Raw genomic sequence first — 19008 nt, 5'->3', positions numbered from 1 at the left:
CCGGCCGCGCGGTTTCCGAACGACAGTCACCGGTGGTCGGGACCCAGGTCGCGGTCGATAAGGTCCAGGATCTCCTCGCTGGTCGCGGCGCGAATCCGATCGACCGCGTCGGCACCGGCATCGCCGTGGGCCCGGATCTCGGCCAGCAGGGTTTCCAGGCGCTCCGCGATCGCGGACCGCGCCGGCCCGTCCTCGCCGACCTCGGCAAGGTCCAGCCGGAGCCGGTCGATGTCGGCACAGGCGACCGAGACCGGATCGGGCACGAGTTCCGCGCGCAGGAATTCGGCGACCGCCCGCGGATTCGGGTGATCGAACACCATCGTCGGCGGCAACCGGAGCCCGGTGGCGGTACCGAGTTGATTGCGGAGCGCCACCGCGGCCAGCGAGTCGAACCCGAGTTCCTTGAACGCCTGCTCCGGGTCGACCGCGTCCGGCGCGTCGTAGCCGAGGACCGCGGCCGCCGCGCCCCGGACGAGCTCGAGCATCAGATGCCGCTGCTCGGGAACCGACCGCTCGGCAAGGCGCTGAGCCCAATCCGACGACCCGGCACCCGTGGACCCGGCCGCCGCCAGGCCCGCGGCACGCGGACGGGATTCCCGGATCAGGCCGCGCAGCGGCGCAGGCACAAAAGCAGCCGCCGCGCCGGTGTGATCGAACCGCGCGGCCACCACGGTGGGTACCCCGGCCGCCAACGCGCTGTCGAACAGAGCCAGCCCGTCGTCCGCCGACAGCGGGGCCATGCCGCTACGGAGCGACCGGACGCGATCGATCGCCCCGAGACTGCCGGTCATGGCGCTCGGCGGCGCCCACATGCCCCATGCGATCGACAGTGCGGGCAGCCCGAGGGCGTGCCGGTGCTGGGCGAGGGCGTCGAGGAACGTGTTCGCCGCAGCGTAGTTCGCCTGCCCGGGGGCCCCGAGAATCCCGGCGAGGGACGAGAACACGACGAACGCCCGCAGGTCGGAGGCCGCGGTCAGCCGGTGCAGGTTCCAGGCCGCGTCGACCTTCGGCCGCAGCACCGCGTCGAGGCGCTCGGGGGTGAGCGAGGTCAGGGTGGCGTCGTCGATCACGCCGGCCGCGTGGACGACCGCCGTCAGCGGATGCTCCGGCGGGACCCCGCTCAGCACCTCGGCGACCGCGGTCTCGTCGGCGGTGTCGCAGGTAACCGCACGCGCCTCGGCTCCCAGGTCACTCAGCTCGCGCAGCAACCGGTCGCAGCCCTCGGCGGCCGCTCCGCGGCGGCTCGTCAGCAGCAGGTGCCGTGCCCCGTGCGCGGTCACCAGGTGCCGCGCGACCAGCGACCCCACGGTGCCGGTGCCGCCGGTGATCAGCACGGTCCCGTCGGGATCGAACGGGGAACCGGACTCGTCGACGCCGCGCAGCTGCCGCACCCGCGGCACCAGAACGGCACCGTTGCGGACCGCCGACTGCGGTTCCCCGCTCGCCAGCGCGGCCGTGACCGCGGCGTCGGGGTCCGCCGCGTCGTCGAGGTCCATCAGCACGAATCGGCCCGGGTTCTCGCTCTGCGCGGAGCCCACGAGTCCCCACAACGCCGCGGCCGCCGGATCGCTGCCAGTCGCGCCGTCCTGCTCGGCGCCGGTGACCATTGCGTTGCGGGTCACGAGCACGAGCGTGCTATCCGCCGCATCGTCGTCGTCGAGCCACTGCTGCAGCAGACGCAGCACCCGGGTGCACAGCTCGTGGGTGGCGCCGGGACCGTGCTCACCGGCCGGGCGGCATTCGACGAGCACCGTCCACGGCCGCCGCTCGCCGTCCGCCGCAGCACCGTCGCTCGCGGTGCGCAACGCCGACGGATCGGAAAAGTGCGGGAAGCCCGGACCGAGATTCCCGTCCCCGAGCACGACGATCGGACCGAGGGCCGGTTCGCCCGCGATCTCGACCGGCACCCAGGACAGCCGATGCAGTCGCCGTGCCCCGCGTCCCGGGCCGGTCCCGTCGGCCTGCGGCCCCACCTGCAGGGCATCGACGGTCAGTACCGGCTCACCCGCGGGGTCGACGGCGACCACGCGATACCGTCCGTCCCCGAGGGCGTCGAACTTCGCCGACAGCGCCTCGGCGCCGACGGTGTGCAACCGGATCCCCGACCAGACCAGCGGCGCGTCGTCCCATCCGAGCAGCGGGTCGAGCGCCGCCTGCAGCAGCACCGGATGGATGCCGAACCCGTCCGTGTCGACGCCCTCGTCGAGGTGCACCTCGGCGTCGGCGTCGCCCGCGAAGCGATGCGCCCCACCGGGTCCGACGACGTCGTCGATCGTCGCCGATGCATTCCGCACCCAGCTGTCCGAGCCCTCGGTCTCGTCCGGGGCGGACGAGACCGTGACGGTGCGCCGGCCGTCGCTGTCCGGCGCCGACACGAGCACCCGGATCGAGGCCTGTCCGGACGACGCGAGCAGGAGCGGGTGGTGGACGGTGAGTTCGGCGATGCGGTCGAGACCGGCGTGGTGCGCCGCGTGCAGCGTGAGGTCGACCAGCACCGCGGGCAGCACCGCCTTCGCCTCACCCGCCGGTGACACGGCTCCGTCCTCGGCCGGTGATGGCACGGCATCGTCGTCCGCCGGTGGCGGCACGAGCCACGAATCCCGGCGCAGCGACAGCTGTCCGGTGAACATCACCGCGTCGTCGTCGAGCGGCACCGCGGCGCCGAGCAGCGGATGACCGGCCGCGCCCAGCCCCAGCTCCGCCGGATCTCCGCTCGTGCGCGTCGGCGCGGTCGGCCAGAAGGACCGCCGCTGGAACGCATAGGTGGGCAACTCCACCCGGCGGCGACCGGGCAGCATCCGATCCCAGTCGATCGTGGCGCCGTGCACGAAGGCGGCAGCGACCGCCTCGACGACCTCGTGTGCCTCGTCGCCGCGACCGGGCAACGTGGCGATCGTGGTCGGCACGACCTCGGAGGCGAGGGCGGCCAGGGTCGCACCGGGACCGACCTCGACCAGGCGGGTGACGCCGAGGTCGTCGAGTGTGCGCACGCCGTCGTGGAACCGCACCGTGCGCCGCAGGTGCCGAGCCCAGTAGTCCGGGGACACGAGTTCCTCGGCCGTGGCGACGCGTCCGGTGACGTTGGAGATCACCGGAATCTCCGGCGGCTGCGGAGTCAGCCGCGACGCCACGGCGGTGAACCCGTCGAGGACCGGTTCCATCAGCGTCGAATGGAAGGCCCGGGCCACCCGCAGGGTCGTGGTCTGCAGTCCGGCGGCGGACAAGTCGGCCGCGACGGCCCGGACGTCGCGTTCGCCGCCCGAGAGGACGACCGCGTCGGCGCCGTTGACGGCGGCGAGATCGACGCGGCCGTCGATCCGCGCCCGGATGTCGTCCTCACCCGCCCGCACGGCGATCATCAGGCCCGGTTCGGTCGACTGCATCAACCGGCCGCGGACACCCACCAGGGCCGCGGCATCGGGCAGGCTGAACACCCCCGCGACGTGGGCGGCGGCGATCTCGCCGATCGAATGGCCGATCAGATAGTCGGGGGCGATGCCCCACTCCCGCAGCAACCGGTACAGCGCGACCTCGACGGCGAACAGCGCCGGCTGGGTGTATTCGGTGCGGTCGAGTGCACCGCCGGTGTCGTCCCAGAGCACCTGCCGCACCGGGGTTTCCACATGTTCGTCGAGCGCGGAGCAGACCTCGTCCAGGGCACGGGCGAACACCGGGTAGGTCTCGTAGAGGCCGCGGCCCATCCCGATGCGCTGCGCGCCCTGACCGGTGAACATGAACGCCGTCCGGCCGCGGCTGCTCGTCCCGGTGACGACGTTGCCGCCGGGTCGTCCGGCCGCGAGGCGGGTCAGGCCGTCGAGCAGATCGGCCGCCGTGTCTCCGATCACCGCGGCGCGGTGGAGGAAACCGGACCGGGTGGTGGCCAGCGAGTACGCGAGGTCGGCCGGATCCGGCAGATCCGCACTGCGGTCGCAGAACGCCGCCAGTCGAGCGGCCTGCGCGCGCAGCGCATGCTCGGTCTTACCCGAGACCACCCAGGCCAGCGGGGCTGCCGGCGGCGGTGACACCTCCGGCAGCGCGCGTGCGGCCGGCTGTTCCAGGATCACGTGCGCGTTCGTGCCGCTGATCCCGAACGACGACACCCCGGCGCGACGGGGCCGTCCGGTGGCCGGCCACGGCACCGGCTCGGCGAGCAACGAGACCTCGCCCGCGGTCCAATCGACGTGCCGGGTCGGCGTGTCACCGTGCAGGCTCGGCGGCAGCACCCCGTGCCGCATCGCCAGCACCATCTTGATCACGCCGGCCACCCCGGCCGCCGCCTGGGCATGGCCGATGTTCGACTTGATCGACCCGAGCCACAGCGGCCGGCCGTCCCGCTGCTGCCCGTAGGTGGCCAGCAGCGCCTGCGCCTCGATCGGATCCCCGAGCCGCGTGCCGGTGCCGTGCGCCTCCACGGCGTCGATGTCGGCGGGGCCGAGCCCGGCGGACGCCAGCGCCTGCCGGATCACCCGTTCCTGGGACGGGCCGTTCGGGGCGGTCAATCCGTTGGAGGCCCCGTCCTGGTTGACCGCCGATCCGCGGACGAGCGCGAGCACCCGATGGCCGTTGCGTTCGGCGTCGCCGAGCCGCTCGAGCACCACCATTCCCGCGCCCTCGCTGAGCCCGGTGCCGTCCGCCCGATCCGAGAACGGCTTGCAGCGGCCGTCCGGAGCGAGACCGCGCTGACGGCTGAACTCGACCAGCACACCGGGGGTCGCCATCACCGTCGCGCCACCGGCCAGCGCCAGCGCGCATTCCCCGTCGCGCAGCGCGCGGGCCGCGAGATGCACGGCGACCAGCGACGACGAGCAGGCGGTGTCCACGGTGACGGCCGGACCGGTGAAACCGAAGGCGTAGGAGATCCGGCCCGACGCCACGCTGTTGCTCGTCCCGGTCATCAGATAGCCCTCGGCGTCGACGTCGCGCCGCGTCATCAGGTGGAAGCCGTAGTCGCCGCCCATCAACCCGATGTACACACCGGTGTCGGACAGATCGGGGGCGTCCGGCCGGATTCCCGCGTGTTCCAGCGCCTCCCAGGCGCTTTCGAGGAGCAGCCGGTGCTGCGGATCCATCGCGATCGCCTCGCGCGGGCTGATACCGAAGAATGCGGCGTCGAATTCGTCTGCGTCATAGAGGAATCCGCCCTCCTTCATGTACGTGGTGCCGATCCGCTCCGGATCCGGGTCGTACACCTCGTCGAGATTCCAGCCCCGGTTGTGCGGGTACGCGCCCACCGCGCACCGGCCGTCGCGGACGAGTCGCCACAGGTCGTCGGGGCAGTGCACCTCACCCGGATATCGGCAGGCCATCCCGACGATGGCGATCGGATCGTCGTCCCGGCGGGTGCGGGTCGGGGCGATCGTCGGCTGCGGAGCGGTCTCGCTGCCGAGCAGTCGGGTGAGCAGCTCCCGCGCGAGCGCGTCCGCCGTGGGGTAGTCGAACACCACGGTCGCGGCCAGCTTGACGCCGGTCGCGGTCGCCAGCTGATTGCGCAATTCCACCGCGGTCAGCGAATCGAAACCCAGTTGCTTGAAGGCGCGCTCCGGGTCGATCGCATCGCTGCCCTCGTAGCCGAGGGCCGCGGCCACGTGGGTGGTGACGACGTCCAGCACCCGGCTGTACCGGTCGCCGGGCTCCAACGCACGCAACTCCTCGGCGAGCCCGGTCGGTGACACGCCGGCCGCGACCCGGCGGCGACGAGATCCGAGGACCCGGCGCAGGATCGGCGGCAGCGCGGCGCTCTCGGTGCGCGCGGCGCGCGTCGCGAGCCGCAGCGGCACGATCAGGGGACGGTTCACGGCGAGCCCGACGTCGAACAGGGCCAGCCCCGAGTCCACGTCGATGGTGTCGATGCCGTTGCGCTGCAACCGGTCCAGGTCGGCGGCATCGAGATGGGACGTCATGCCGCTCGGGCGATCCCACAACCCCCAGGCCAGGGAGATCGCCGGGAGCCCGCGGGCGCGGCGGTGCTGGGCGAGAGCGTCGAGGAAGACATTGGCCGCCGCATAGTTCGACTGCCCGGCGCCGCCGAGGACGCCCGCCGCGGAGGAGAACAGCACGAACGCGGTCAGGTCCCGGTCGCGGGTGAGGTCGTGCAGGTGCCAGGCACCGTCGAGTTTGGGCCGCAGCACCGCGTGCAGCTGGTCCGTGTTCAGGGTGGCGGCGGTGGCATCGTCGAGTACCCCGGCGGCGTGGATCACACCGGTGAGGTCGGGAATGCCGTCGAGCAGCGCGGCCACCGCGGCGCGGTCGGTCACGTCGCACGCGGCGATCTCGACGTCGGTTCCGGAGGCGGCGAACTCGGTGCGCAGCGCGGCCGCGCTCTCGGCGTCGAGCCCGTGCCGACCGGTGAGCACCAGCCTGCGCACCCCGTACCGGGCGGCGAGATGGCGGGCGATCAGCCGGCCGATGGTCCCGGTGCCACCGCTGATCAGAACCGTGCTGTCCGGGCCGAAGGGCGGCGCGTCGGAGTCGGGCGTCGCTGCGGCCGGTGCCACCGCAGCGAGCATCGGTGTCAGCAGCACACCGTCGCGGACAGCCAGCTGGGATTCGGTGCAGGACAAGGTCGTCGACAGTACTGCGGGATCGGGGAGTTCGCCGGCCGGTCCGTCCAGGTCCACCAGGGTGATGCGATCGGGATGCTCGTTCTGCACAGCGCCGATCAGGCCCCAGACGGGCGCGGCGGCCACGTCGTCGACCGGTTCGTCGTCCCGGAGGGCGACCGCGTGCGCGGTCGTGACCAGCAGGCGGGTCTCGGCCAGGCGCTCGTCCCGGAGCCAGGACTGCACCGCGTGCAGCGTCGCCTCCGCGGCGGCGTGCGCCCGGGCCGGCGTATCCGGCTCCTCGCCCGGTCCGGCGGGCAGCCACAGGACACGACCGGCGGGATCGTCCCCGGCGAGCGCCTCCGGCAGCGGCAGCAGGTCCACCGGCATCGGGTCCGCCGGCGCCGCGACCGGCACCCACTCGACGCGGTAGAGGCCGGCGCCGGCCCCCGGGACCGGCACACCCGCCTCCCCGAGGGGACGCAACGTCAGCGAGTCCGCGGTCACCACCGGCCGGCCGGTCGCGTCGTAGGCCGAGACCCGGTAGCGCTCGGCTCCGGTCGCGGTGACGTGCACCCGCAGGGCGGTGGCGCCCACGGCGTGTACCTGCACGTCGCGCCAGGCGAACGGCAACCGGACACCGGTCTCGGTGCTTCCGAGCGCGATCAGGTGCAGCGCGGCGTCGAGCACCGCCGGATGGATCCCGTAGCCCGCGACCGCCGCTTCCGGGTCCTCGCCGCCCAGTCGCACCTCGCCGTAGAGGTCGTCGCCGCGGCGCCACGCCGCGCGCAGGCCCCGGAAGACCGGACCGTACCCGTAGCCGGCGTCGTCGAGCAGGTCGTAGAGACCGCGGACGTCGACCGGGGTGGCATCGGCGGGCGGCCACTGCGGTTCCGGGAAATCGGCGGCATCCGCGGCCGCCGTCGTGAGCGTGCCGGTGGCGTGCCGGGTCCACGGGGTGTCCGGCGCGGTGTCCGCGGGCCGGGAGTGCACCGACACCGCGCAGCGGCCGGTGTCGCCGTCGGCGAGCACACTCACCTGCACCGCGACCTCACCGTCGGCGGGGATCACCAGCGGCGCCTCGAGGGTGAGCTCGTCGAGCCGGCCGCAGCCGACGCGGTTCCCCGCGTGCAGCGCGAGTTCCACGAAAGCCGTGCCGGGCAGCACGACGGTGTCGCCGACCGTGTGGTCGCGCAGCCACGGAAGACGTTGCGCGGAAAGCACACTCGTGGACACCGTGCCGCGGCCGTCACCGAGTTCGACCGACGCGGCGAGCATCGGATGCCCGCCCGCGTCCATGCCCGCCGAGGCGACATCACCCTCCGGTGCGGGGCCGTCCAGCCAGTAACGGCGGTGCTGGAAGGCATAGGTGGGCAGGTCCACCCACGGCTGATGCTCGGGACGTCGCGCCCACCGCACCCGGCCCCAGTCGACCTGCACGCCGTGCACGTGCGCGTCCGCGAGGGCGGCGGTGAACTGACGCAGGTCCGCCCGGTCGCGCCGGAGAGTGCCGACGACATGTCCGGCGACGCCCTCCGCGTCGAGCGTTTCCTGCATCGGCACGGTCAGGACGGGATGGCTGCACGACTCGACGAACAAGCGATACCCGTCCGCCGCCAGCGATTTCGTCGCGTGCTCGAAGCGGACCGGGTGGCGCAGATTGCGATACCAGTAGTCGGCGTCGAGCGTGGCACCGTCCAGTTCACCGCCGGTCACCGCCGAGTAGAACGGGATCCTCGACCGACGGGCCCGGATCGGGGCCAATACGTCGAGGATCGGTTCGCGCAGAACCGAAATGTCCGCGCAGTGCGACGCGTATTCCACCGCGATCCGGCGGGCCTGGACGCCGTCGTCCCGCCACCGCGCGACCAGGTCGTCGAGCGCCTCGACCGGACCGGACACCACCGTCGCGGTCGGCCCGTTGACCGCTGCCACCTCGACGGCGCCGGCCCAGGGGGCGATCGCGTCCCGCACCGCGTCCGCGGGCAGCGCCACCGACGCCATCCCGCCGCCGCGCCGCGCCGACGCCGCGATCACCCTGCTGCGCGCGGCGACGACCAGCGCTGCGTCGGACAGGCTCAGCGCGCCGGCGACGTAGGCGGCGGCGATCTCACCCTGCGAATGCCCAATCACCGCCGCGGGTTCGACGCCGTGAGAGCGCCACAACTCGGCGAGCCCGACCATCATCGCGAACAGCGCCGGTTGCACCACGTCGACGCGGTCCAGCGACGCCGGGTCTCGGTCGCGCAGGACGTCGAGCAGCGCGAACGTCGTGTGTGGCGCCAGCGCCTCGGCGCATGCGCGCACGGTCTCGGCGAACACCGGCGAGGTGTCCAGCAGGTCCGCGGCCATGCCGACCCACTGCGAACCCTGGCCGGGGAAGACGAACACCGGCCGGTCACCGGCCTCCGCTGCCACGCCGGTGACGACGTCGGCGCTCGGGGCGCCGCGGGCGAGCGCGTCGAGGCCGCCGAGCAGGGTCTCGGACCGTGCGCCGATCACGGCGGCGCGGTGGTCGAAGGTGGCACGCGAGTTCAGCAGCGCCCCGGCCACCGCGGCAGGAGGCAGGTCGGGGTGGGCAGCCAGATACTCGCGTAACCGCCCGGCCTGCGCCCGCAGCGCGGATTCGGTGTGGCCCGACACGCACCAGGTCACGACCTCACCCGCGGGAATGCTCGTGACGGGGGCCTCGGCCGGTGGGGACTGCTCCAGGACGACGTGCGCGTTGGTGCCGCTGATCCCGAACGAGGACACCGCCGCCCGGCGAGGCCGGTCGAGGTCGGGCCACTCCCGGTTCTCGGTCAGCAGGGACACGGATCCGGCGGACCAGTCGACGTGCGGGGTGGGCCGGTCGACGTGCAGGGTCTTCGGCAGGACGCCGTGTCGCATCGCCAGGATCATCTTCATCACCCCGGCCACCCCGGCAGCGGCCTGGGTGTGCCCGAGATTCGATTTCACCGAGCCGAGCCACAGCGGCCGGCCGGTGGAACGGTCGCGGCCGTACGTCGCCAGCAGGGCGGACGCCTCGATCGGATCGCCCAGGGTGGTGCCGGTGCCGTGCGCCTCGACCACGTCGACGTCGCCCGGACCGAGCCCGGCATCGGTCAGCGCCTGCCGGATCACGCGCTCCTGGGCCTGCCGGTTCGGTGCGGTCAGGCCGTTGCTGGCGCCGTCCTGGTTGATCGCGCTGCCCCGGACCACGGCGAGGATCCGCCGGCCGTGGCGCTGTGCGTCGGACAGCCGTTCCAACGCGATCATCGCTGCGCCCTCGCCCCACGCGGTGCCGTCGGCGGCGGCCGAGAACGCCTTGCACCGACCGTCGGGGGCCAGACCACGCTGGCGACTGAACTCCACGAACACCCCCGGCGTCGCCATGACGGTCGCCCCACCCGCCAGGGCCAGCTCGCACTCACCGCCCCGCAGCGCCTGCATGGCGAGGTGGATGGACACCAGCGACGACGAGCATGCGGTGTCGACGGTGATCGCCGGTCCGGACAGGCCGAAGCTGTACGCCACCCGGCCGGAGGCGACACTCATGGCATTGCCGGTGATGAAGTACCCCTCGAGGTCCGCGGGTGGACGGCCCCCGGCCCGCGCCGCGTAGTCGATACCGGACAGCCCGGTGAACACCCCGACCCGGGAGCCGTGCACCGACCGCGGATCCAGGCCGGCATGTTCGAAGGTCTCCCAGCTGGTTTCGAGCAGGAGCCGCTGCTGCGGGTCCATGGCGAGCGCTTCGCGCGGCGAGATGCCGAAGACCTCGGGATCGAATCCTGCCGGGTCGTCGAGGAAGCTGCCCTGCAGCGTGTAGGTCTTGCCGGCTTGCTCGGCCTTCGGATCGTAGAGTTCGGCCGAATTCCAGCCGCGGTCCTCGGGGAAGCCGGTGACGGTCTCCGAGCCGGATTCCACCAGCTGCCACAGGTCCTCGGGCGAGCGCACCCCACCGGGGAAGCGGCAACCCATCCCGATGACGGCGATCGGTTCGTGGCGCACGGCCTCGGACTCGCGAAGCTTCTCTTTCACCTGGTAGAGCTCGGCGGTCACCCTCTTCAGGTAGTCGAGGAGTTTCGCTTGATCGGTCATCCGAGCAGCTCCTAACCGAGAGCCCCCCATGCCGTCGCGGATTCTCGATTCTATCCGCGGCGCCTGTCCCGGAAGTCGAGTTCGCTGCATCGCAGGTGCAGATTCCTCCCCTCCGAGCGATGATTTCCGCCGCGCCCCACGGTCTGCATGAAGAACCATCGCGTTCCGCGCAGGCGGGGGCACCAAACGACGGGACACTGCCATGCACACCGCACACCGAGAGAACGTGACTGCCACCCTGATCGTCGCCGCGCCGGCCGCGCGGGTGTTCGCGGTGCTTGCCGACCCGACCACCCATTCGGCGATCGACGGCACCGGCTGGGTGCAGGACGCCGCCGACCGGGCGCCGTTGACCGAGGTGGGGCAGGTCTTCCGGATGGACATGTACCACCCCCGCCAGGTGAACGGTTACTACAAGGTGGCCAATCAGGTGCACGTGCTCGATCCGCCGCGCGCCATCGGCTGGCGGACGGGGGAGGAGAAGGACGACGGGCACCTGGAGTTCGGCGGCTGGAGTTGGAGTTACGAGCTGGTGCCGCTCGGTCCGTCGGAGACCGAGGTGACGCTCGTCTACGACTGGTCGGCGGTGCCGCAGCACATCCGGGACCACATCGGGTTCCCGCCGTTCGGTCCGGACCATCTCACCAATTCGCTGCAGCACCTGGCCGAGCTTGTCGCAGTTGCGTCCAGCGATTCGACGAACAAATGAACCTCCACAAGCTCTACACGGCATTGCTGACGGACGACCTCGCATTCGGCGAAGGCTGGTACACGAAACTGCTGGGCCGCGGACCGGACCACCGGCAGGCCGGACCGAGATCGGTCGGGCCGAAACGGTGTCCCGGTACCGCCGAGAGAGGAGTCTGGACCTTAGACCCTGTTCCGCGGGCAAGTGACGATTGGAGCGAATGCTGTGGACGAAGATCGGAAACCCGACGAATACGACGACCTCGACGACGACACGAAACGTAGTGCGCAGGAACGGGCACACGAGATTCAGCAGATGTACGAGCCCGGTGCCAGACCTACGGTAACGGTGCCGGGAACCCGCGGGATGGTCTCGGGTACCGCGTTTGCCCACCTCGTCGAGTCGGAGGACGGCCCGACGACGGGCGAAGGGCAGTCGCAGGACGGCACCACGGGAGAGCAGCATCGATAAGCCCGGAGCAGTCAGATTTCCCGGACTGTCCTCGCTGCACGCCACCGCGTCGCCGGGTTTCGTCGCCGTCGGCGGTGCGCGTCGGAGGGTGGCTGCCCGGCGCGGGGTCCGTCGGAAGACAAGCCGAGCTCGGCGACCGTCTCGAAATGGTGTGCGCCGCGAGCTGTCGCTGTCCGCTCGATGGTCAGATGCGCAGCGCGACCTTCGACTCGGAGCGTGGCGACCTGGTTTCCGAATGTCGGACCGGCTGCCTTGCTCCAGGTGATGGAGGTGGTCGGTACGGGCATCACCAGCCCGAGAACCGCACGTACGCAGCGTTCTGCTGTGCGGCTCCAGGCAACTCGGAACGCCACTCGAACCGCTGCCGGAACATGGTTGTGCAGCGGCGAGCACGTCAACTGGTAGATCGCTGCGCTCATAGGGACGCGGAAGTGGGCACGAGCGGCGTATGCGTGGTGCACGTCGCCCGACAGCACGCACACCGTCGCCGGGGTGACATCGGACGGTCCCGAGCGGCGTCCACTGCCGACTTCCGCCAGCAGCCGGGCGACACGGTCGAACGAGTCGCGGAATGCCGACCAATGCTCGAGATCCGCACCGCGGCGGAGCTTTTCGGCCCACCGCCCGAGCCGTTCACCGCGCGCGCCGGATGCGAGCAACTCGTCCCACGCTTCGACGTCGTGCATGGCACGCGGAAGCAACCAGGGCAACGACGTCCCGATGAGCAGGTGATCGTAGTCGCCCTCGGTCTGGCTTTCGATCCAGTCGAACTCCGGATCCGACACCATCTCCCGGCGGTCGGCGGTGAGGACCCGGCCACACCGCGAATCGATCATCAGCACCCGCACCGAACCGAAATCCCGCCGGTAGGACCACCGCGCGCCGGAAGCGCCGTCCGCTTCCTCGTCCGCATCGGACGCGAAGGCGCGGAGAATCGGTTCGGCATCACCCCCGCAGTTGCGGACACGGTCGTAGAGCGCGTCCTCGGACAGTTCCTTCGGTGAAAGATTCCCGAGGTGCTGATAGATCCAGTACGACATGAGGGCGCCGACGATCCGTTCCTCCCACCACGACGAGGCCTCCACTTCGGTCCGCCACAGGTGCGAGGTGTTCCAGTCGTCGTGCACGTCGTGGTCGTCGAAGATCATCGAGGTCGGCACGGTCGACAACAGCCAACGGACGTCGGGTTCGGACCACGATTGGGAATACAGCCAGGTGTATTCCTCGAAGTTCCGCACCTGCGCGCCCGGTGGTTCCGACAGATCGTGCCGCTCGCCGACACGCCGCCGCATTTCCGGCGACAGTTCGTCGGCATACACCTGGTCGCCGAGCAACAACAGGGCGTCGGGCCACTCTTCGGGGGAGCGTGCGCGCATACGCTGCGCGTAGGCCACGAGAGCATCGGTCCCCAGTGCGGACGAATCCTCGTCGTCCGGGGCCGTCGCCACGCGACACGAGCCGAACGCCAGGACGAACCGGTCGCCGGCACCGAGGGTCCGAATCCGGGACGGGTCGTCGCCGGCATGTGGCCACACCTCGCGCCCGTCCAGACGCACCTCGTAGGGCGTGGTGGATCCCGGCTCCAAGCCTTCGACCGAGACGAGGGCATAGTGGTGGCCTGCCACCGTCCACGTCTTCTCCGAGTTGCCGAGGACCTGCACGGTGCACGGGGCAGACGTCTCCACCCACACCGTGGCGTCCGTAGCCCCGACGTGCCGAAGTAACGGGCCGAGAACGAGATCCACCACGGCGTCACCGGGCCCCTACTGGACGGAGCGACCGCCTCATGCGGTCCGAGGGTACTCGCAACGAGCGACCCCAAGCCGATTCCGGCGATTTCCGCACCGATCTCGGACCGTTTTGCGGGTCGCGCCGGAACGGATGTCGGGCCGCAGTTACCAGCCGCGTTCCCGCCACTCGCCGAGATGCGGACGCTCGGCGCCGAGCGTCGAGTCCTTGCCGTGCCCCGGGTAGATGACGGTGTCGTCGCCGAAGCGGCCGAACAGCTTCGTCTCGACGTCGTCGAGCAGCGAGGTGAACTTCTCGTGGTCCGCGGTCTTGCCGATACCGCCGGGGAACAGGCAGTCGCCGGTGAACACGTGGTGGCGGCCCGTGCCCTGCTCCTCGAGGACCAGCGCGATCGAGCCCGGGGTGTGCCCCGACAGGTGCAGCACCTCGAGCGACAGCTCACCGATCTCGACGGTGTCGCCTTCCATGAGCAGGCGGTCGGGCGTGACGGGCAGCGGCTCGGCGTCGAGCGGATGCGCGGCGGTCGGCACACCCGTGGCGTCGGCGACCTTCTCGAGCCCCTGCCAGTGATCCCAGTGCTGGTGCGTGGTGACGATCAGCTCGAGTTTCGGGGCGTTCTCGGCGAGGTAACTCACCAGCAGATCCGGCTCGTTCGCGGCGTCGATGAACAGCGACTTGCCGGTGGCGGAATCGGTGATGAGGTAGGTGTTGTTGTCCATCTGGCCGACGGAGAGCTTGACGATGGTCGCGCCGGGGATCGTGCGGCGCTGCGCGGGGCCGCCGGGGGAGACCTCCCCGGTGTAGTGGTCGTCGATGGTCACGGGCTGCTTCGTCATGTGCCAGAGATTACCGCCGGGGAACATCTGCCGAGGTGAGGAGGCTGCGAACGCGAACGTGTCGGTGGGCGCGCCTACCATGGCACAGTCCGGTGTCGCGTGATTCGGCGCCGGCTCCTCGAAATGCAACCGGACGGTGCGCGCCCACCAGGCGCGGGGTCCGAAGGAAGGACGTGGCGTGGCGGATCGCCTGATCGTGCGAGGTGCACGGGAGCACAACCTGCGCGGAATCAACGTGGACCTCCCCCGGGACAGCCTCATCGTGTTCACCGGGCTGTCCGGCTCCGGCAAGTCGAGCCTCGCGTTCGACACGATCTTCGCCGAGGGGCAGCGGCGGTACGTCGAATCGCTGTCCGCGTACGCACGCCAGTTCCTCGGCCAGATGGACAAGCCCGACGTCGACTTCATCGAAGGCCTGTCCCCGGCGGTGTCCATCGACCAGAAGTCCACCAACCGCAACCCGCGGTCGACGGTCGGCACCATCACCGAGGTCTACGACTATCTGCGTCTGCTGTACGCCCGCGCCGGTACCCCGCACTGCCCGGTCTGCGGTGAGCAGATCGCGCGGCAGACGCCGCAGCAGATCGTCGACCAGGTGCTCGACATGGAACCGGGACTGAAGTTTCAGGTCCTCGCGCCGGTCGTGCGCACCCGCAAGGGCGAGTTCGTCGACCTGTTCGAGCAGCTCACCATCCAGGGCTTCGCCCGCGTGCGCGTCGACGGCGTCGTGTATCCGCTGACCGACCCGCCGAAGCTGAAGAAGCAGGAGAAGCACGACATCGAGGTCGTCGTCGACCGCCTCGCCGTCAAGCCCACCGCCAAGCAGCGGCTCACCGACTCGATCGAGACGGCGCTGCGCCTGGCCGAGGGCATCGTCGTGCTCGACTTCGTCGACCGTGACGAGAACGCCCCGGATCGGGAGCGACGCTTCTCCGAGAAGCTTGCCTGCCCCAATGCGCATCCGCTGTCCATCGACGATCTCGAGCCCCGCTCGTTCTCGTTCAACTCGCCGTACGGAGCCTGCCCCGAGTGCACGGGTCTCGGTGTCCGCAAGGAGGTCGACCCGGATCTCGTGGTGCCCGACCCGGAGTGCACCCTCGAAGACGGCGCGATCGCCCCGTGGTCGGTGGGGCAGAGTTCCGAGTACTTCAACCGGTTGCTGTCCGGTCTCGGCGACATCATGGGCTTCGACCTGTCGACCCCGTGGAACAAGCTGCCGGCCAAGGCCCGTAAGGCGATCCTCGAGGGCAGCACCGAGCAGGTGCACGTCCGCTACAAGAACCGCTACGGCCGGGTTCGCTCGTACTACGCCGAGTTCGAGGGCGTCATGCCGTTCCTGCATCGACGACTCGAGCAGACCGAGTCCGAGCAGATGAAGGAACGCTACGACGGCTACATGCGGGACATCCCGTGCCCCGCGTGCGACGGCGCGCGGCTGCGGCCGGAGATCCTGTCGGTGACGATCGCCGCCGACGGCGGGCACAAGTCCATCGCCGAGGTGTGCGACCTGTCGATCGGTGAGTGCTCGGCGTTCCTGAACAGCCTGACCCTCGGCCCCCGCGAGGAGGCCATCGCCGGGTCGGTGCTCAAGGAGGTGCAGGCCCGTCTCGGGTTCCTGCTCGACGTCGGTCTCGAATACCTCACCCTCTCGCGCGCGGCCGCGACCCTCTCCGGCGGTGAGGCGCAGCGCATCCGGCTCGCCACGCAGATCGGTTCCGGCCTGGTCGGTGTGCTGTACGTGCTGGACGAACCGTCCATCGGCCTGCACCAGCGCGACAACCGTCGCCTCATCGAAACCCTCACGCGGCTGCGGGATCTCGGCAACACCCTGATCGTCGTCGAGCACGACGAGGACACCATCCGCGCCTCCGACTGGGTCGTCGACATCGGGCCGTTCGCCGGTGAGCACGGCGGTCGGGTCGTGCACACCGGAACGTACAAGCAGCTGCTGGACAACACCGAGTCGCTGACCGGCGCGTACCTGTCCGGACGCAAGAGCATCGAGGTGCCGCCGCTGCGCCGGCCGATCGACCGCAAGCGTCAGGTCACGGTCGTCGGGGCCCGGGAGAACAATCTGCGCGGCATCGACGTGTCGTTCCCGCTCGGCGTGCTCACCAGCGTCACCGGGGTGTCCGGCTCCGGCAAGTCCACGCTGGTCAACGACATTCTCGCGACGGTGATGGCGAACAAGCTCAACGGCGCCCGCCAGGTGCCGGGCCGGCACACCCGCGTCAACGGGCTCGACCAGCTCGACAAGCTCGTCCAGGTCGACCAGTCACCGATCGGCCGCACCCCGCGGTCGAACCCGGCGACCTACACCGGTGTGTTCGACAAGATCCGCACCCTGTTCTCGCAGACCACCGAGGCGAAGGTGCGCGGGTACCAGCAGGGGCGGTTCTCGTTCAACGTCAAGGGCGGCCGGTGCGAGGCGTGCTCCGGCGACGGCACCCTCAAGATCGAGATGAACTTCCTGCCGGACGTGTACGTGCCGTGCGAGGTGTGCCACGGCGCCCGCTACAACCGCGAAACCCTCGAGGTGCACTACAAGGGCAAGAACATCGCCGAGGTGCTCGACATGCCGATCGAGGAGGCCGCCGAGTTCTTCCAGCCGGTCACCTCCATCCACCGCTACCTCAAGACGCTCGTGGACGTCGGGCTCGGCTACGTGCGGCTCGGGCAGCCGGCGCCCACCCTCTCCGGTGGTGAGGCGCAGCGCGTCAAGCTCGCTGCCGAACTGCAGAAGCGGTCGAGCGGACGCACCGTCTACGTGCTCGACGAGCCGACAACGGGCCTGCACTTCGAGGACATCCGCAAACTCCTCGGCGTCATCAACGGGCTCGTCGACAAGGGCAACACGGTCATCGTCATCGAGCACAACCTCGACGTCATCAAGACCGCGGACTGGGTCATCGACATGGGACCGGAGGGCGGATCGGGCGGCGGCACCGTCGTCGCGCAGGGCACCCCCGAGGAGATCGCGGCAACCGAGGGCAGCTACACCGGCCGGTTCCTCGCCGAAGCGCTCGGCGCCGCACCGGCGTCGGAACCGGTCCGCAAGCCCGCCCGCAAGCGCGCCCCGAGGAAGGCCGCCGCGGTCGGATAGCCGACAGGCGCCGACGCGGCGCGGCTCGACTCACCGGGAGGGCACGCCGACCTGCACACGAGCAAGTCGGCGCGCTCTCGTGCAACCGGCGTCGGGATCCTCGAGGTCAGTAGACGGGGCCGGTGTACTTCTCGCCGGGGCCCTTGCCGGGCTCGTCGGGATGCGCCGACGCCTCCCGGAACGCCTTCTGCAGCGCCTGCAGGCCTTCCCGCATCGGGCCGGCGTGCGGGCCGAGGTACTCGACGGACGCGGTGACCAGGCCGGCGAGCGCGGTGATGACCCGGCGCGCCTCGTCGAGGTCCAGGTGGGCGCTGTCGTCGGGGTTCTCGTCACCGAGGCCCAGTTTCTCGGCGGCGGAGCTCATCAGCATCACGGCGGCGCGGCTGATCACCTCGACGGCGGGAATCTCGGCGAGGTGGCGAACGTCGTCGGCGGGCGACTCGGGGGTGTCGGTCATACCGTCGAGGATTCCATCCCGGTCCCTCCGGATCGCTCGCGGGTCGGGTGGGGAAGCGCCCGATTCGATCCTCACGTGCAGATTTGCTACTGTGGATGCCACGACCGCCCACGTGGAACACGCGTGGGCAGCAAAGTGGAGTCCGACTCCCACCTCTGGCGGCACATCGTTGCAGCTCAGTGGTCCGGTCCGCCCCGCACCTCGGTGCCGTGGGTGACTCGCCTTCCCAGGTGAGCGACGACGGTGCAGCCCCGGCTGCCGGTTCGTCGGGCCGGTCGGTAATCGGACCCCGTGTGGAGCTTCGGCGCCGCAGCGGGGTCTTTTCGTCGAGGAATGTCGGGCCCACGTGCTGCGGCGCGGTCAACAGACCGCACCGCTCTACCTAGGAGGCCCCATCAGCGCTGAGACCCGCATCAACGAACGCATCCGAGTTCCCGAGGTCCGACTCGTCGGACCGGGTGGTGAACAGGTCGGAATCGTGCGTGTTGAAGATGCACTCCGCCTGGCATACGAAGCCGACCTCGATCTGGTCGAGGTGGCCCCCGACGCCCGCCCGCCCGTGTGCAAGATCATGGACTACGGCAAGTTCAAGTACGAGGCCGCGCAGAAGGCGCGCGAATCGCGCAAGAACCAGCAGCTGACCGTGATCAAGGAGCAGAAGCTCCGGCCGAAGATCGACGACCACGACTACGAGACCAAGAAGCGCAACGTCGTTCGCTTCCTCGAGGCCGGGTCGAAGGTCAAGGTCACCATCATGTTCCGTGGCCGCGAGCAGTCGCGTCCGGAACTCGGATTCCGGTTGCTGCAGCGTCTGGGTGCCGACGTGGCCGATCTCGGCTTCATCGAGACCGCTCCGAAGCAGGACGGCCGCAACATGACCATGGTGCTGGCCCCGCACAAGGGCGCGAAGACCCGCGTGAAGGCCCAGGAAGCAGCCCAGGCCAACACCGCCAAGTCCGCTCCGGCCGCTCCCGCGCCTGCCGCCGAGCAGCCGACGACCGAGCAGGGCGACACGCAGACCAGCTGACCGCTCGGGCAGCACAGCCGGTGCTGCGTGAGTTAGACGTACCCGAACAACCGGA

The 19008-nt window shown here is 70.7% G+C and carries 7 protein-coding genes; 3 read left to right on the top strand and 4 right to left on the bottom strand.

The annotated features are described in order from the left end of the window. Positions 1-26: 26 nt before the first annotated feature. Entirely contained in the window at positions 27-10622 is a 10596-nt protein-coding gene (locus tag ACWDTS_RS25185; RefSeq protein ID WP_450119238.1) for an SDR family NAD(P)-dependent oxidoreductase, read from the bottom strand. Between the two features lie 202 nt (positions 10623-10824). Between ACWDTS_RS25185 and ACWDTS_RS25180 the strand changes: the two genes are divergently transcribed. After that, a complete protein-coding gene (locus ACWDTS_RS25180) occupies positions 10825-11331 on the top strand; it encodes an SRPBCC family protein (RefSeq protein WP_450119237.1) in 507 nt (168 codons plus the stop codon). Positions 11332-11792: 461 nt separating this feature from the next. Here the strand turns inward: ACWDTS_RS25180 and ACWDTS_RS25175 are convergent, their stop codons facing one another. Further along, entirely contained in the window at positions 11793-13529 is a 1737-nt protein-coding gene (locus ACWDTS_RS25175; RefSeq protein ID WP_450119236.1) for an alkaline phosphatase D family protein, read from the bottom strand. A gap of 147 nt (positions 13530-13676) precedes the next feature. Next, positions 13677-14366 carry an MBL fold metallo-hydrolase gene (locus tag ACWDTS_RS25170; protein WP_197251522.1) on the bottom strand — a complete coding sequence of 230 codons (690 nt, stop codon included), beginning with the start codon at positions 14364-14366 and terminating at the stop codon, positions 13677-13679. 178 nt (positions 14367-14544) lie between these two features. On the opposite strand from ACWDTS_RS25170, the gene uvrA reads away from it, so the two are divergent. Further along, positions 14545-17469 carry an excinuclease ABC subunit UvrA gene (gene uvrA, locus ACWDTS_RS25165; protein WP_197251523.1) on the top strand — a complete coding sequence of 975 codons (2925 nt, stop codon included), beginning with the start codon at positions 14545-14547 and terminating at the stop codon, positions 17467-17469. Between the two features lie 106 nt (positions 17470-17575). Here the strand turns inward: uvrA and ACWDTS_RS25160 are convergent, their stop codons facing one another. Then, entirely contained in the window at positions 17576-17926 is a 351-nt protein-coding gene (locus tag ACWDTS_RS25160; protein ID WP_197251524.1) for a DUF1844 domain-containing protein, read from the bottom strand. Positions 17927-18275: 349 nt separating this feature from the next. Here ACWDTS_RS25160 and infC point away from each other — a divergent pair, with 349 nt between their 5' ends. After that, positions 18276-18953, top strand: a complete 678-nt coding sequence (gene infC, locus ACWDTS_RS25155; protein WP_197251529.1) for a translation initiation factor IF-3 — start codon at positions 18276-18278, stop codon at positions 18951-18953. Positions 18954-19008 lie beyond the last annotated feature (55 nt).

It is taken from the genome of Rhodococcus sp. NPDC003383 (assembly GCF_053589115.1).
Note: the sequence above shows the minus strand (reverse complement) of the source record. Positions and strands in the feature narration are given on the sequence as shown.